The 17,557-nt window shown below is 37.2% G+C and carries 13 protein-coding genes, 2 tRNA genes, 1 riboswitch and 1 other annotated feature; of the genes, 10 read left to right on the top strand and 5 right to left on the bottom strand.

The window, feature by feature from the left end; translation table 11 throughout:
• Positions 1–43: 43 nt before the first annotated feature.
• Entirely contained in the window at positions 44–859 is an 816-nt protein-coding gene (locus HHH54_RS05070; RefSeq protein WP_198617760.1) for an NAD(P)H-hydrate dehydratase, read from the bottom strand.
• 219 nt (positions 860–1,078) lie between these two features.
• On the opposite strand from HHH54_RS05070, the gene hutH reads away from it, so the two are divergent.
• The 8 genes from hutH (at position 1,079) to HHH54_RS05110 (ending at position 12,416) form a co-directional block, all read left to right on the top strand.
• Entirely contained in the window at positions 1,079–2,581 is a 1,503-nt protein-coding gene (gene hutH / locus HHH54_RS05075; RefSeq protein WP_198617761.1) for a histidine ammonia-lyase, read from the top strand.
• 49 nt (positions 2,582–2,630) lie between these two features.
• Positions 2,631–2,819 (top strand) — a binding site (T-box leader).
• A 73-nt stretch (positions 2,820–2,892) separates the two neighbouring features.
• Positions 2,893–4,173, top strand: coding sequence for a serine--tRNA ligase (serS, locus tag HHH54_RS05080; RefSeq protein WP_198617762.1), 1,281 nt, complete (start codon positions 2,893–2,895; stop codon positions 4,171–4,173).
• 243 nt (positions 4,174–4,416) lie between these two features.
• A riboswitch (SAM riboswitch) is annotated at positions 4,417–4,519 on the top strand.
• A gap of 82 nt (positions 4,520–4,601) precedes the next feature.
• Positions 4,602–5,567 (top strand): homoserine O-acetyltransferase MetX, encoded by a 966-nt coding sequence (metX, locus tag HHH54_RS05085; protein ID WP_198617763.1) that lies wholly within the window; start codon positions 4,602–4,604, stop codon positions 5,565–5,567.
• A gap of 342 nt (positions 5,568–5,909) precedes the next feature.
• Positions 5,910–6,830 carry a DUF2232 domain-containing protein gene (locus HHH54_RS05090; protein ID WP_349771833.1) on the top strand — a complete coding sequence of 307 codons (921 nt, stop codon included), beginning with the start codon at positions 5,910–5,912 and terminating at the stop codon, positions 6,828–6,830.
• Between the two features lie 4 nt (positions 6,831–6,834).
• Complete coding sequence (locus tag HHH54_RS05095; protein WP_198617764.1) at positions 6,835–8,802, top strand: DHH family phosphoesterase; 1,968 nt, start codon at positions 6,835–6,837, stop codon at positions 8,800–8,802.
• A complete protein-coding gene (gene rplI / locus HHH54_RS05100) occupies positions 8,799–9,245 on the top strand; it encodes a 50S ribosomal protein L9 (protein WP_198617765.1) in 447 nt (148 codons plus the stop codon). Before HHH54_RS05095 ends, rplI begins: the two co-directional genes overlap by 4 nt.
• A gap of 195 nt (positions 9,246–9,440) precedes the next feature.
• On the top strand, positions 9,441–10,841 hold the full coding sequence (gene dnaB, locus HHH54_RS05105; protein ID WP_198617766.1) for a replicative DNA helicase: 1,401 nt from the start codon (positions 9,441–9,443) through the stop codon (positions 10,839–10,841).
• A gap of 288 nt (positions 10,842–11,129) precedes the next feature.
• The gene (locus tag HHH54_RS05110) at positions 11,130–12,416 is read left to right on the top strand and encodes an adenylosuccinate synthase (protein ID WP_198617767.1); all 1,287 of its coding nucleotides are present in this window, start codon (positions 11,130–11,132) and stop codon (positions 12,414–12,416) included.
• 216 nt (positions 12,417–12,632) lie between these two features.
• Here the strand turns inward: HHH54_RS05110 and HHH54_RS05115 are convergent, their stop codons facing one another.
• Positions 12,633–13,526 carry a YitT family protein gene (locus HHH54_RS05115; protein WP_198617768.1) on the bottom strand — a complete coding sequence of 298 codons (894 nt, stop codon included), beginning with the start codon at positions 13,524–13,526 and terminating at the stop codon, positions 12,633–12,635.
• Positions 13,527–13,631: 105 nt separating this feature from the next.
• Between HHH54_RS05115 and HHH54_RS05120 the strand changes: the two genes are divergently transcribed.
• Both HHH54_RS05120 and HHH54_RS05125 read left to right on the top strand, forming a co-directional pair.
• Positions 13,632–13,706, top strand: a tRNA-Glu gene (locus HHH54_RS05120).
• Between the two features lie 5 nt (positions 13,707–13,711).
• Positions 13,712–13,785 (top strand) — tRNA-Asp (locus tag HHH54_RS05125).
• 303 nt (positions 13,786–14,088) lie between these two features.
• On the opposite strand, the gene nadA is transcribed toward HHH54_RS05125, so the two are convergent.
• Genes nadA through HHH54_RS05140 form a run of 3 tightly spaced genes read right to left on the bottom strand, consistent with a single transcriptional unit; the run spans position 14,089 to position 17,542 of the window.
• Positions 14,089–15,189 carry a quinolinate synthase NadA gene (gene nadA, locus HHH54_RS05130; RefSeq protein ID WP_198617769.1) on the bottom strand — a complete coding sequence of 367 codons (1,101 nt, stop codon included), beginning with the start codon at positions 15,187–15,189 and terminating at the stop codon, positions 14,089–14,091.
• A complete protein-coding gene (gene nadC / locus HHH54_RS05135; RefSeq protein WP_198617770.1) occupies positions 15,190–16,023 on the bottom strand; it encodes a carboxylating nicotinate-nucleotide diphosphorylase in 834 nt (277 codons plus the stop codon). It lies immediately after the preceding gene.
• Entirely contained in the window at positions 15,974–17,542 is a 1,569-nt protein-coding gene (locus HHH54_RS05140) for an L-aspartate oxidase (protein WP_198617771.1), read from the bottom strand. The genes nadC and HHH54_RS05140 overlap by 50 nt, the downstream gene beginning before the upstream one ends.
• Positions 17,543–17,557: the final 15 nt, after the last annotated feature.

Raw genomic sequence — 17,557 nt, forward strand, 5'->3', positions numbered from 1 at the left:
ACAGAAGTTGTCTCAGACCTCGTTTTTTTTCATCTATCATCATTTAATCTTGTTCTAACTTTTTCATAGCGTATGGGATCTCATCGATAAGTTTTGAAGGTGGTACGACATACATATCTTGAGCCAATTTTTCGCCAATATAACTGTGTGTATAAGTTGCACTCGTTACAGCATCAATGGGATCGTCAAATTGACCGACAAAACTCGTAATCATACCAGCAAGTGTATCGCCCATACCGCCTGTTGCCATAGCGGCACTCCCTATTTCTAGTTTATACTCATCCTCTTTAAAGAAAATCTCAGTCCCATGTTTTTTTAGCACCACTGTCGCATCTAAACGATCCACAGCTTCGCGATTGCGTTCGTATGTTTGTTCTTCAATTGGAATACCACTGAGTCGCTCCCATTCTTTAGGATGTGGTGTATAAATGACATTACAAGGAGGGTTCTCTGGTCTAAGTTTACTTACAATTGAAATCGCATCGCCATCGATAATTAGCGTTTGATGCGGTTGGATATTTTGAAGTAAAAATGTCATCGCATTATTGCCTTTAAAATCAAGACCTAAACCGGGTCCAATTAAGATACAGTCTGCAACCTCAATCATTTTTGTAAGTTTTTTAGTGTCGTTAATATCAATGACCATGGCTTCAGGACAACGTGAATGTAGCGCAACGTGGTTTGTTGGGTGTGTCGCTACTGTTAATAAACCACTTCCACTATAGACACATGCGCGTGCAGCAAGCATAATTGCTCCACCTAGATTAGCGTTACCCCCGATAAGTAAAATGCGTCCATAGTCTCCTTTATGTGTTTCTTGCTTACGTTTAGGAATTTTTACCGTTGATAAAGATTCCATGTTTGTCCCTCCTATCTGTCTTTCAATTATTACAACAAGATATATTATACCTGGATTTCATTTTCGTCAATAGAGAACATACAGGATTTTAAGGTACTAAACAGGTAACGTGATAATGCGTTACGGATATCGCTCATCCTATTGTTTAACGTTATTCGCACCCTTATACTTAATTAATGAAAGCGTTTTAATTAAAAGAGAGAAATGGAGGGGTAAAGCATGTCTTTAATGCTTACAGGTGAACAATTAACGATAGCTGAAATACGTCGATTTTTAAGCGAAAATCAACATGTCAGCATTTCAGAAGAAGCACGACAGCGTGTCAAACAAAGCCGTGCGACTGTCGAACGTATTATCGAGAACAAAGAAACAGTTTATGGGATTACGACAGGATTTGGTTTATTTAGTGATGTTCGTATTGATCCAGAACAATATAATCAACTTCAAATGAATCTAATTCGTTCCCATGCATGTGGAATGGGTCAACCTTTTGATAATCGTGTAGCGCTAGTTATGATGGTATTACGATTAAATACATTACTTAAAGGCCACTCTGGTGTAACGACAGCACTCGTTGATCAACTGGTCTTTTTTATTAACGCACGTATTATTCCAGTTATTCCACAGCAAGGGTCACTGGGTGCCTCAGGTGATTTAGCACCTCTGTCACATCTTGCACTCGCATTAATTGGAGAAGGACAAGTGATCTATCATGGGGAACAGTTAGACAGCCGGGATGTCTTAAAACAATTAAATCAACCACCGCTTCAACTACAAGCAAAAGAGGGATTAGCGCTTATTAACGGTACACAAGCAATGACTGCACAAGGCGTAATTACATATATTGAAGCAGAAGATTTAGCGTATCAATCAGAGTGGATTGCAGCACTTACCCATCAAGCGCTTAATGGGATTACAGATGCATATCATGAAGCGGTACATCGTGTCCGTAATTTTGATGAACAAACAGAAGTGGCAAGACGTATGTCAGACTGGCTAGAAGATTCAAAACTCACAACACGACAAGGTGAAATTCGCGTTCAAGACCCTTACACTTTACGTTGTATTCCACAAATTCATGGCGCAAGTTTTCAAGTTCTGAATTATGTGTGTGAGAAGTTAGAATTTGAAATGAATGCAGCGAATGATAATCCACTGATATTTGATGAAGATGATGAAACACTCGTAATATCTGGCGGAAATTTCCACGGACAACCTGTAGCGTTTGCGTTAGACTTTTTAAAGATTGGCTTAAGTGAACTTGCTAATGTGTCTGAACGTCGTCTTGAACGTTTAGTCAATCCACAGTTAAATGGAGATTTACCTGCCTTTTTAAGTCCAGAACCAGGCCTACAAAGTGGTGCAATGATTATGCAATATGCAGCCGCAAGTTTAGTATCAGAAAATAAAACATTAGCGCATCCAGCAAGTGTAGACTCCATTCCGTCTTCTGCTAACCAAGAAGATCATGTGTCAATGGGAACGATTGCGTCTAGACATGGTTATCAAATTTTAGAAAATGTACGTCGTGTGCTTTCAATTGAAGCAATTATTGCGTTACAAGCAGTTGAACTTAAAGGAGTCGCACAATTATCTCCACCTACAAAAGATAAATATGAGGAATTCCGAAAAGTGGTACCATCTATTACAGAAGATCGCCAATTTCATCAAGATATCGAAAATGTGGCGAAGTATTTACAAAAATTAGCATATTCAAATTAAACTTGCTAAAAGAGATGTTCTCTGATATATTTAAATTAAATTCAGAATAATTAATTGTTTGTGGACTAAGTAATATAGTTACGAATACAGAGAGTTTGTGGCCGGTGAAAACAAATAGACATAACTATATGAAATCTACCCACTTTAGTGAACAATTCGGGTCAAACCGTTAACTTTGTGAGAGTGCAGACATAAGTCTGTTAAATAGGGTGGCAACACGTCAAACCACGTCCCTTGTGCGAGGGATGTGGTTTTTTTATTTGTTTCACCTGATTATAAATTTTGATAATGAGTGAAAGGATGTCAAATCAATGTTAGATATCAAATTGTTTAGAAATGAACCTGAAAAAGTAAAGGAAAAAATTGCGTTACGTGGAGACGATCCAAAGGTCGTTGATGAAGTCATTGCACTTGATGAAAAACGAAGAGAACTTATTCAACAAACAGAAGAATTAAAATCAGAACGTAATAAAGCATCTCAAGAAATTGCTGAAAAGAAACGTAATCAAGAAAATGCAGATGACGCTATCGAAGCGCAACGTAAAGTTGGCGATAAAATTAAAGAAATTGACGATGTATTGAAAGAAACAGAACGAAAATTAACAGATCAATTATCACGTATTCCAAACTTAATTCATGACGATGTACCAGAAGGTGAAGATGATTCTGACAATGTTGAAGTTAAAAAATGGGGTACACCACGTGAATTTGATTTCGAATCAAAAGCACACTGGGATTTAGTTGAAGACTTAAAAATGGCTAACTTTGACCGTGCAGCACGTGTATCAGGGGCGCGTTTTGTATTCTTAACAAATGAAGGTGCGAAATTAGAGCGTGCTTTAATGAACTATATGATTACAAAACATACAACAGAACATGGCTATACTGAAATGATGGTGCCTCAACTTGTGAATGGCAATGCGATGTATGGAACAGGTCAATTACCTAAGTTTGAAGAAGACTTATTCAAAGTTGAAAAAGAAGGGCTTTATACAATTCCAACAGCAGAAGTTCCATTAACAAACTACTACAGAGAAGAAATTATCCAACCAGGTGTATTACCTGAAAAATTCACAGGTCAATCAGCATGTTTCAGAAGTGAAGCGGGTTCTGCTGGTCGAGATACTCGTGGTTTAATCCGTTTACACCAATTCGATAAAGTGGAAATGGTTCGTATTGAAAAACCTGAAGATTCATGGGATGCATTAGAAGAAATGACTGGTAACGCAGAAGCAATTTTAGAAGAGTTAGGCTTACCATACCGTCGTGTGATCTTATCAACAGGTGATATTGGATTTGGCGCAAGTAAAACATATGACTTAGAAGTTTGGTTACCAAGTTATAATGACTATAAAGAAATCAGTTCTTGTTCAAACTGTGTAGACTTCCAAGCGCGCCGTGCGAACATCCGTTTCAAACGTGACAAAGATGCAAAACCAGAATATGTACACACATTAAATGGATCAGGTTTAGCAGTTGGTCGTACATTTGCAGCTATTGTTGAAAACTACCAAAATGAAGATGGTTCTATTACTATTCCAGAAGCACTTGTACCGTTTATGGGTGGTCAAACAAAAATCGAACCAAAATAATATATTCTTAAGAGGTTGAGTGATACTCGGCCTCTTTTTTGTGTGTTTAGACTACCTTCAAAAACTCGGATGTAAATAATCAAGTAAAGCTTAAAATCCTTGATATAACAATGTTTATAACACGGAAGTTACAGTTCGGTCACTATGAAGGTAGTGTGACTTATAAGTTGATTTCAGTGAATTCAGAAAATAGATTGAAAAACAAGAGAATGTCATGTATCATAGGGAGATAACAATAACATATACTTATTAAGAGAAGTTGAGGGATTTGGCCTGATGACACTTCAGCAACCACTTATGAATATAAGTACGGTGCTACAACCAACGATGATTCGAATGATAAGTCATAATAGATTTTACACTGTTTAAGTTGTATGCCGTATTAATAGGTATACAACTTTTTTATTGAATTAAGGAGGCGTTGTACTGTGACAAATTATACAGTAGATACGTTACACCTTGGTCCGTTTGAAACAGAATCTGGTGAACGTATTGAAGATTTACAATTACGTTATGAATATGTGGGCTATCGTGGACAACCTTTAGTTTTAGTCTGCCATGCTTTAACTGGCAATCATCTTACTTATGGCACACATGATAATCCGGGATGGTGGCGTGAAATTATTGATGGAGGCTATATGCCGCTTCACGACTATCAATTTTTAACTTTTAATGTGATTGGCAGTCCGTTTGGTTCTAGTTCTTCATTAACTGATCCTGATTTTCCAAAAGACATTACGATGCGTGATATCGTGCGTGCAATAGAACTCGGTTTAAAAGCATTAGGATTTGAAAAAATTGACGTTTTAATCGGAGCTTCTTTAGGTGGTATGCAAGTCTTAGAACTGTTATACAATCAAACATTTGAAGTGAAAAAAGCGGTGATTTTAGCAGCGACAGCAAAGACGTCAGCTTACAGTCGTGCGTTTAATGAAATTGCACGCCAAGCGATACATATTGGCGGTAAGGAAGGGTTAAGTATCGCGCGTCAAATCGGGTTTTTAACTTATCGATCTTCTAAAAATTATGATACGCGATTTAATCCTGATGAAGTCGTATCGTATCAAAAATATCAAGGTGATAAATTCAAAAAGAATTTCGATATTAATTGTTATTTATCGTTACTTGGTGTGTTAGACAGTCATAATATCTACCGGGGACGTCATGACGTTACAGAAACATTTCAATCGCTAGATACAAAAGTGCTCACACTCGGGTTTAAGGATGATTTACTTTATCCAAACGATCAAATCATGGAACTTGGGGAATCTTTTCAATATCATAGACACTTCTTTATAACAGATAACGTGGGACATGATGGATTTTTATTGAATTTTAATGATTGGGCACCCTATCTTTACCATTTCTTAAAAGTTTCGAGATTTCGACGTTAAACTTAGACTTGAATATTACAATTTTGTTATAATCTTATATATCAAATTGTAAGCGACAATAGGTATATTGTGTTAAGAGGTCGGGTATAGTGTAGCTAATGGCACGTTGCCACAGAGGCATCACTTTAAATCCAACCTCTTTAACGTGTGTTAGCGTATTATTTTTAGGACATGCGAATAACTAATTTTAAAGAAACTTAGATTACACTGGTACCTATTCGTTTTAACTTACAAATACAGATATTGTAACAGCTTATGACAGTATTGTAATAAAATAACAAGCAATTGTATTCATGTTACAAATCTTGTAAAATAAAATTTATACTATAAACGAGTTTGGATGTGGCATTATTGTTTTCACAAATCAAGCCTAAAGCAACGATTTTAGGAACATTAGCGTTAATAGTCGTAGTTTTAGCAATGTATTTCGTGCCAGTACTAGGTATCGTACTTACACTATTCGCAACATTACCTGGTATTATTTTATGGCACCGCTCAGTGCAGTCATTCGGCATTGCAGCGTTAATCACAATTGTTGTATCAACATTGACGGGTAATCTTTATTTAATGACATTCATGATTATTGTATTAGTTGTGAGTGCTATAATAGGTTATCTTTTACAAAAACGTGCATCTAAAGAGCGTATTTTATATATATCAACGTTAGTGACAAGTATTTTAACACTTATCGCAATGATGATTTTACAGAGTATGCGGCAATTACCTTATGCGCATGAATTATTAACACCATATAAAAATGCTGTAGAGCAAACAACACAAATTGAAAGTTTGGACGCGCAAACACAAGAAATGTTGCAAACTTCAATTCAACAATTAGCGATTCAATTACCTGGCCTTATTGTTGTTATGATTGCAATATTTTTTATTATTTCATTATTAATTGTGTTTCCGATTTTGCGTAAGTTCAAAATTGCAACACCAGTTTTTAGACCGCTTTATTTTTGGCAAGTGAAGCGTTCAGTTTTTGGTATTTATGCTTTAGCATTATTAGTTGGTATTTTGACGGAATCTGGAACAACTGCTAATAGTATTAGTCTCAACTTTCAAATTGTGCTAGGACTATTAATGGTAATTCAAGGACTTAGCTTTATCCATTATGTGAGCATGTTAAAACGTATGCCAAAAGCTGTGTCAGTTATCTTTATTATTGTAGGTATTATATTCTATCCGTTGACACGTTTAATTGGATTACTAGATTTAGGATTGAACTTAAAACGTATGATTAAAAATAATAAGAGGTGACAAAATGAATCGTCATTCTATGAAAAAAGCAATAGCGATCCCTTTTATCATTATCGCATTCGTCGCTATTGTACTTGTCGGCGCCGCATTTTTCTTTAATCAATTGTATGCGACGATTGCTACCATTGTGATGTTTATCATGTTGGTTGCGGGTGCCTTTTTATTAAGAGGAGTGTTACATCGCTTTGATCGGTATCTAGATCATTTGAGTGGTAAGATTTCAGCTGGAAGTGATAAAGCTGTTAAAGAGTTGCCGATTGGTTTAATTATCTTAGATGACAATAATCAAATCGATTGGGTTAATCAGTTTATGGCAGACCGTATTGAACGTAATGTCATTACTGATCCCATCAATGAAGTGTACCCTAATATTTTAAAACAGTTGGATAAAATGAAAGAAGTTGAAATAGAAGATGGTGGACACATGTATCGTGTGCAACATTCAGTAGATGAAAACATTCTATATTTCATTGATATTTCAGAAGAAGCGGAAATCCAAAAGGCATTTGATGATTCACAGCCAATTATTGCGACATTATTCTTAGATAACTATGATGAAATCACACAAAATATGAATGATACACAACGCTCAGAAATTAACTCAATGGTCACACGTGTGATTAGTCGATGGGCACAAGAGCATAATGTATATTTTAAACGATACAGTTCAGACCAATTTGTAGCTTATTTAAACCAGCATATTTTGGAAGAACTTGAAGCATCGAAATTTGATATTCTGAGTCAATTGCGTGAAAAAAGCGTGGGTTACCGTGCACAACTGACGTTAAGTATCGGTATCGGTGAAGGTTCTGAAAATCTTATTGATTTAGGTGAGTTGTCTCAATCTGGTTTAGACTTAGCGTTAGGTCGTGGTGGTGACCAAGTGGCGATTAAGAATATTAATGGCAACGTTCGATTTTATGGTGGTAAGACTGACCCAATGGAAAAACGAACACGCGTAAGAGCTCGTGTTATTTCACACGCGTTAAAAGATATCTTACTTGAAGGTGACCGCGTGATTGTGATGGGGCATACGCGTCCTGATTTAGATGCTATTGGTGCCGCGATTGGTGTGACGCGTTTTGCGATGATGAATAATTTAGACGCATACATTGTTCTAAATGAATCTGATATTGATCCAACGTTAAGACGTGTGATGGACGAAATCGACCAAAAACCTGAATTAAAAGAGCGTTTTATTACATCAGATGATGCATGGAATATGATGACTTCTAAAACAACATTAGTCATTGTAGATACGCATAAGCCAGAGATGGTAATTGATGAAAACATTTTAAATAAAGCAAATCGTAAAGTAGTTATAGACCATCACCGTCGTGGTGAACAATTTATTGCGAACCCATTGTTGGTTTATATGGAACCTTATGCAAGTTCAACTGCTGAGCTTGTGACAGAGCTCCTTGAGTATCAACCAACAGAACAACGTCTCACACGTTTAGAATCAACAGTAATGTACGCAGGTATTATTGTTGATACACGAAACTTTACATTACGTACAGGTTCTCGTACATTTGATGCTGCAAGTTACTTGAGAGCACATGGTGCGGATACGATATTGACACAACATTTCTTAAAAGATGACATTGAAACTTATATCAATCGTTCTGAGTTAATTCAAACGGTTAAGTTACAGGATCATGGTATTGCGATTGCTCATGGTCCTGAAGATAAAATTTATCACCCTGTTACTGTTGCACAAGCAGCGGATGAACTGTTAAGTTTAGATGGTGTTGAGGCATCGTATGTGATTGCAAAGCGTGAAGACCATCTTGTAGGTATTTCTGCCCGTTCATTAGGTGGCTTTAATGTTCAATTAACGATGGAAGCGCTTGGTGGCGGTGGTCATCTTACAAACGCTGCAACTCAACTTAAAAATGTAACAGTAGAAGAAGCAATCCAACAACTACAAGACGCAATTAAGGAACAACTGGATAGGAGTGACGAAACATGAAAGTAATATTCACACAAGACGTCAAAGGTAAAGGTAAAAAAGGTGAAGTTAAAGAAGTCCCTGTAGGCTATGCTAAAAACTTCTTATTGAAAAAAGGCTTTGCGGTTGAAGCAACACCAGGTAACCTTAAACAATTAGAACAAAAAAATAAACGTATTGAAAAAGAAAAACAACAAGAATTTGAAGATGCAAAAGCATTAAAAGAACAATTAAAATCACTTGAAGTTGAAGTAGAAGCTAAATCAGGTGAAGGTGGTAAATTGTTTGGTTCAGTAAGTACAAAACAAATTGCTGATGCTTTAAACAAACAACACGGTATTAAACTTGATAAACGTAAAATGGATTTACCAAATGGAATTCATGCATTAGGATATACAAACGTGCCTGTAAAACTACACAAAGACGTTGAAGGTACGATTCGTGTTCACACAGTTGAAAAATAACTGATCATCATATATGGATGACATCATCCCATATGCTTAAATGTATATGGATGATGCATCCATTTTTTAAATGCAGTTATCATTGGTTCATCCGTTAACATGATACTTTGATACAAGAGTGTTATAAATTATGATAATATGAGCTATTAAAAAATGTTAAAATAAAGAGAATGAATTGTATGAGGAGGTCTGAACATGGACGGTTCGTTTGAAAATAACCAAATGCCGCATAGCCATGAAGCGGAGCAATCTGTACTCGGTGCTATATTTCTTGATCCTGAGTTAATGTCATCGACGCAGGAAATATTGTTACCAGAGTCTTTTTATCGTGCAGCGCATCAACATATTTTCCGTGCCATGATGAATTTGAGTGAAGACGGCCATAATATTGATATCGTGACAGTGTTGGATCGTCTCACACAAGATGGCGTACTTGGAGAAGTAGGCGGACCACAGTATCTCGCAGAAATCACTTCGAATGTACCGACAACACGAAATATTCAATATTACACAGATGTCGTATTTAAAAATGCGATTAAGCGTAAATTGATTCATACTGCAGATAACATTGTCAAAGACGGTTATAACAGTGAGTTAGATCTTGATACCGTACTTAATGATGCTGAGCGCAGTATTTTAGAAATCTCATCGACACGTGAAAGTGAAGGATTTAAAGATATCCGTGACGTTTTAGGTCAAGTTTATGATAATGCAGAGATGCTCGATCAAAATAGTGGTCAAACACCAGGAATTCCTACAGGCTATAGGGATCTTGATCAAATGACTGCTGGCTTTAACCGTAATGATTTAATTATTCTTGCGGCACGTCCATCTGTAGGTAAGACTGCCTTCGCTCTTAATATCGCTCAAAAAGTAGCGACACACGAAGATCAATATACAGTAGGGATTTTCTCTTTAGAGATGGGAGCGGACCAATTAGCAACGCGTATGATTTGTAGTTCTGGGAATGTAGATTCGAATCGTTTACGTACAGGTACGATGACAGAAGAGGATTGGAATCGATTTACCGTTGCGGTCGGAAAATTATCAAGAACTAAAATTTTTATAGATGACACACCAGGGATACGTATTACTGATATTCGTTCCAAATGTCGCCGACTCAAACAAGAGCACGGTTTAGATATGATTGTCATTGACTACTTGCAACTGATTCAAGGAAGTGGATCACGTTATTCAGATAACCGTCAACAAGAAGTATCAGAGATCTCAAGAATGTTAAAGGCTATCGCTCGTGAGCTTGAATGTCCTGTCATTGCATTAAGTCAATTATCACGTGGTGTAGAACAACGTCAAGATAAACGTCCAATGATGAGTGATATTCGGGAATCTGGATCAATTGAACAAGATGCGGATATCGTTGCCTTTTTATATCGCGATGATTATTACAATAGAGGTGACGATGAAGAGGACGATGATGATGGTGGTTTTGAACCTCAAACTAATGATGAAAATGGTGAAATTGAAATCATTATCGCAAAACAGCGTAACGGTCCAACCGGCACTGTAAAACTTCACTTTATGAAACAATATAACAAATTTACTGACATCGATTATGCACATGCAGACATGGCATAAAAAATATTTTATATCGTTAAAACCGTACTATTTATAACTATTCGTTAAAAATGTACGGTTTTTATTTCTGTTTTATCCGCTTGAATTTGGTTATGTTTGTCTTTAACTATTTAAAAAAAGTGTTGAAATTACGCTAAAACGTTGATGTCTCTTGGGTTATAAGATATTTTATATATTCATGAAATATAAATTGATATACTTTTATAATGTTCGTTTTTTGAGTTGCATTCCTGTTAAGCTACTGGTAAAATACACTTTGGTTAATTGAGAAAACTTGGAGGTGCTCTTATGTCATCAATCGTAGTAGTTGGGACACAATGGGGAGACGAAGGAAAAGGTAAGATAACTGATTTTTTAGCAGAACAAGCAAATGTGATTACACGTTTTTCAGGCGGTAACAATGCAGGTCACACAATCAAATTTAACGGTGAAACGTATAAATTACATCTTGTACCATCTGGTATTTTTTATAAAGATAAGTTAGCCGTAATTGGAAATGGTGTGGTCGTCGATCCAGTCGCATTATTAAAAGAACTTGACGGTCTAAATGAACGTGGTATTACAACAGACAACTTACGTATTTCAAACCGAGCTCACGTGATTTTACCTTATCACATTAAACAAGACGAACTTGAAGAAGAACGTCGTGGTGATAATAAAATCGGTACAACTAAAAAAGGTATTGGTCCAGCTTACGTTGATAAGGCACAAAGAATTGGAATTCGTATGGCGGATTTACTCGATAAAGAAATTTTCGAAAAGCGTTTAAAAGCTAACTTAGAATATAAAAACGATTACTTTAAAGGGATGTTTAATCAAGCTGCACCATCATTTGACGAGATTTTTGAAACATATTATGAAGCGGGTCAACGTCTTAAAGCATATGTGACAGATACAGCAAAAGTATTGGATGATGCGATTGCTGCTAATGAACGCGTATTATTTGAAGGCGCACAAGGTGTGATGTTAGACATCGACCACGGTACATATCCATTCGTAACATCAAGTAACCCAACTGCAGGTAATGTAACAGTAGGTGCTGGTGTAGGACCAACATGTGTATCTAAAATTGTAGGTGTATGTAAAGCTTATACATCACGTGTCGGCGATGGACCGTTCCCTACAGAATTATTTGATGAAGATGGTCATCACATTCGTGAAGTCGGTCGTGAATATGGTACAACTACAGGTCGTCCGCGTCGTGTAGGTTGGTTTGATTCAGTAGTGTTACGTCATTCACGCCGTGTAAGTGGTATTACAGATTTATCTATTAACTCTATCGATGTTTTAACAGGATTAAAAGAAGTTAAAATTTGTACAGCATATGAATTAGATGGTAAAGAAATCACTGAATACCCAGCGAATTTAAATGATCTTAAACGTTGTAAACCAATTTTTGAGACACTACCAGGTTGGGAAGAAGATATTACAAGTGTTAAATCATTAGACGAACTTCCTGATAATGCGAGACGCTATTTAGAACGCATTTCAGAATTATGTGGTGTGCACATTTCTATCTTCTCAGTAGGCCCAGACCGTAGTCAGACTAATGTTGTTGAGCAATTATGGCTTTAATAAGTATGAGGTTAGACTGACGGCAATAGTCCGGGAAGACTAACCTGTACCAATTTATATATAAGGAAAGCGGTGAAGTAAGGCACTAAGAAGCCAACTTCACCGCTCTTTAATTGATTGAATCCTTCTACATCATGTCTATCATCATAGTCATCATAAACATCATATAGAAGCATCAAACATACGAGTCATTAGATATGATATGCATTACTTTGATTAATGAATATCACGTTTTTTGTGGTTACCACCACGTACTTCAGAAACATTACCAATCGATAAAAAGGCACTTTGATCAATATCTGTTACGATATCTTTCAATTTTGCTTCCTCTAATCGTGTAATTACGCAAAAAATGACACGTTTATTTTCGCCAGTATATGCGCCTTCACCATACAAATACGTTACACCACGTCCTAGGCGTGAATTAATGGCTTCTCCAATTTCCTGATAAGCATCACTAATAATCCACACTGATTTCGATTCATCGAAACCGAGTAAAACAGTATCAATCATCTTAGACGCAATAAAATAGGAAACAACACTAAAAAGGGCACTTTCCCATGTGAAAACAAAGCCTGCAACTGTAAAGATGAAAAAATTAATGATCATTACAATTTCACCGACTGAAAACGGTAAGCGAGATTGAACTAAAATTGATAATATTTCAGTACCGTCTAGAGAGCCACCATAACGAAGTACGATACCTACACCGATACCAAGAATGGCACCACCAAAAATCGTAACGAGAAATTTCTCATCAATGACTGGTGGAATAGGATGCAGTAATACAGTGCCTATCGATAACACTGCAATGGCATATAGTGTTGATATCGCAAAAGTTTTACCAATTTGCTTATAACCTAGAAAGAAAAAAGGTAGATTGAGAATGAAAATAAAAATCCCTAATTTCCATCCGATAAGATGAGATAAAATAATCGAGATACCAACAATCCCCCCGTCTAAAATTTCATTCGGTACTAAAAATAATTCTAAAGCTGCTGCCATAAGCAATGCACCTAACGTAATAAAAAAGAAACGTTTACTCAGTTGCTTTATCTTACGGGGTTTTTCAGGTTTATACGCTATGTCTGAATCGGATTGTGCAATCATATATTGTCCTCCTTTAAAGATACTATAAAAAATTATGCAAAAAAAATCAAAAAAGGCTTGTCAATTCAAAATAGGGATGCTATAATCAATCTTGTGTTTGAGAGAGGCTCCTTGGTCAAGCGGTTAAGACACCGCCCTTTCACGGCGGTAACACGGGTTCGAGTCCCGTAGGAGTCACCATTTTTGGTCCCGTAGTGGAGCGGTTTAACACGCCTGCCTGTCACGCAGGAGATCGCGGGTTCGATTCCCGTCGGGACCGCTACAATAGCGACAAAGTTATGTGAATAGCTTTGTCGCTTTTTTTATATGTTGGCTCTTTTGTCAACGGTGGTTGGCAAGGAGATAATGCAATTAAAGCAAAAAATGTTGTTTAATAAAGACGTTATTATTTTCATATTTAAATATTAGTCTTTCAAAAATGAAAATAACGGCTAGTGAATATTTCACCAACCGTTAAAAGTATAGAGTTTTAAAATAGAAGTTTAAAAGGAGCTAGGTGATGATGCCTAACTCCTTTCTTTTCCCTTTGTTTAGACCGTTTCGTATACTCTTTTATTGCTAATTAAACGATACTTAACATGCGATCTAAGCTTTTTTTAGCGTAATATGTTGTTTCTTCATCTACTTTAATGATGTTATCGTGTTGGCCAGCGAGTATTTTATCTAGACACCATGCAAGATGTGGCAAATCAATGCGGTTCATCGTTAAACAAGCGCACATTAATGGATTCAATGATTCGATTTCAATGTCCGTGTAGGTCGCTTTTAAGCGATTGACGAGATTCATCTCGGTACCGATAAGCCAACGAGAGCCTTTAGGTGCGTTTTTAATGGTTTCAATGATATATCGTGTAGAGCCCGCATAGTCTGCTGCTTGGACGACATCGAAAGTACACTCTGGATGAACGATCACATTAATTTCTGGATCTTTTTCACGTGCTTGATCGATATGCACTTTATGGAATTTTTCATGTACTGAGCAATGACCTTTCCATAAAATAATGCGTAAGTCTTTGAGATCACCGTCATATTCTAAACGTTTTTGAATAGGATCCCATACTGCCATGTGTTCTAAAGGCACACCAAGGGCATAAGCTGTGTTACGACCTAAATGTTGATCAGGTAAAAAGAGAATGGTTTTGTTTTGATCGAGTGCCCATTGAACAACAGCGTTTGCGTTACCACTGGTTAGACACGTACCATCATGTTGACCTACGTATTTTTTAATCGCAGCCGTTGAGTTTACATAGGTTAAAGGTAAAATGTCAAAGTGATAGGTATTAGTAAGAACGTCATGGCAATGTAATACTTGATTGATGTTAGCCATGTCGGCCATTGAACATCCAGCAGTAAGATCTGGTAAATAAATATTTTGATGGGCATGTGTTAAAATATCAGCGGTTTCTGCCATGAAATGAACACCGTTAAACACAAAGTATTCCGCTTCGTCATTCTCTTTACAAATACGCGCAAGTTCTAATGAATCTCCTGTAATATCAGCAAACTGCACGACTTCATCTTTTTGATAATGATGTGTTGGCATAAATAAACGGGGACCTAAATCCTCTTTAATTTGACGGATATGTTCGACTAATTCATCTTGAGACATTTTTAAATAGCGTTCTGGAATGGATTGAATAGTAGTTTGTACTGGATTAAACATTTATATCACAACCTTTGCTGAAATATCGAGTGCTTTTTGGCCATAAAACAGTGCGCCAACAGAAATAAAATCTACGCCAGTTTCTGCGTAAGCTTTAATATTCGTTTCATTAATATTGCCAGAGGCTTCGGTTTGAATCGTATTTGGGACGAGATGGATGTGAGACTGAATCCACTCAGGCGTTTGATTATCAAACATAATCAAGTCCACGTTTGCTTCAATAGCAGTTTGAAGCATGGTTTCATTCTCGATTTCGACCTCGATTTTATCCATCGGCCCGAGATGTTTTCGAGCATTGTCGATGGCTTCATTCATAGATGTGCTATACGCGATGTGATTGTCTTTTAACATTAAGCCATCATTCAGTGAACGACGGTGGTTGAGTCCTCCACCAACCGTTACAGCATACTTTTCAAATATTGCAAGTCCCGGTGTTGTTTTACGTGTGTCAACAAGACGCGTTGATGTATGTTTGATTTGAGATGTTAGGTGATGTGCAGCTGTTGCGATACCGGACATGCGTTGAATTAAATTTAAAACAATGCGTTCCATAGTCAGTAATACATAAACTGGTGCTTTAATATGCGCAATAATGGTATTTGGTGTAAGAATTTCACCTTCTTCAACTTCAAATGTAATATCGGCTTGTGGTTCAAGTAAACGAAACCCTTCTTCTATCACTGTAGTACCACAAAAAATACCTGCTTCTTTAGCTAACAGTGTTAAAGTCCCTGTTTCATGCGTATCAAAAATACGAATAGCAAGATCGCCTTGTTGATTATCTTCAATGTAAAATTGTTGCAACTTCTCTCTGACGAGTAGTCGATTTAACATGTCTTTTTCCTCCATTTATAACTTCAGTGATTTCATTAAAATGATTATCATGATGTGATGTTGCGTCTGTGCGATAATGTACGCCACATGATATGGATCGTGTTAATGCAGCTTGTGTAATGATTTGCATCAGTTTTACTGTACAGTAGCGTTCCCATCGTGCTTTTGTAATAGTTTCAGTAAGTGGCGCGTCATCGAGGGTAGTGTCGAGACGGTCTAAAAATGTTCGCATTGAAGTGCCATTACGCATCACGCCAAGTACTGAAAAACTTTGAGCTTGTAGGGCATTTACGATATCAGATGAAATATCTGGAATTTTAAGTGAATCATGGTGTGTGGGTTGCGCAACGGGTGTAAGGGTTGAATCGATAAACTCTGCACATGCTGTTCCCATAACTAAACCTTCTAATAAAGAGTTACTTGCCAAACGATTGGCACCATGGAAATGTGTACATGCTGCTTCACCTATCGCAAAAAATCGCGGTAGCGTGGTTTGCCCGTTAAGTTGTGCGCTAATACCGCCTATTGTGTAATGAGCGCCGGGTGTAACAGGAATACGTTGTGTCGTTAATAGTTTAGAATCATATGCGTTTAGTGCACGTGTAATGGTCGGAAATTGCTTCTTGAAGTTTGTGATTGGACGAATGTCTAAATAGCATTGATGACCTTTCGTTTGTTGTTCGACAATAGCTCGACTCGTAATATCTCTTGGTGCAAGACTTTGCATAGGATGAACGTGATTCATAAATGGTTCGTTTGCGTCATTAACAAGGATCGCCCCAGCTCCTCGAACTGCTTCAGATATTAAACCATAGGCTTGTTTAGGTGTGCCGAGGAGTGTGGGATGAAATTGAATGAGTTCCATATTGTGAAGCGGTATATCGTGATGAAACGCAAGGATTGCCCCAGTGGATAGTGAGGCATTTGGGTTAGAGTTTGGTGTAAATAAATGACTCACGCCACCTGTTGCACATACAACAGCATCAGCTTCAATATCGTGACGCTCACCCTTAGCATCTAACACATGTACACCGCATGCTTCACCAGCTTCATTTTTCAAAATATCGACAACAGTTCCATTTTCGTAAAGCGTAAGGTGCTCTAAATCAAGATGTGAAGCCAGATGTGTCATAATCTGACGACCTGTTTCATCCCCACCTGCATGCAATATACGTGCTTGACTATGCGCTCCTTCCATACCGTATGTCAATTCGCCAAACGCATCACGGTCAAAGGGTAGACCTTCATCGATTAAGTCTTGAATAATAGCGTGACTTTTCGTAATGAAAGACTGGATGACGATGCGGTCACCATAGCGATGGCCGGCTAAAAACGTATCTTCACAGTGCGCATGACCGTTATCTCCTTCATATTTTGAAAAACATATACCACCTTGAGCCGTATAACTGTTGTTTTGAGTATGTTGTGTTTGCGTAATGCAAGTGACATGAACGTCTTTAGGCAATTGTCTTATACAAGCTAATGCCGCGATGCCACTTCCAATTACAATAACGTGCATAGTTTACACCTCTAT

Source organism: Staphylococcus canis, from assembly GCF_016238445.1.
In the GTDB taxonomy this organism is placed as follows: Bacteria; Bacillota; Bacilli; order Staphylococcales; family Staphylococcaceae; genus Staphylococcus; species Staphylococcus canis.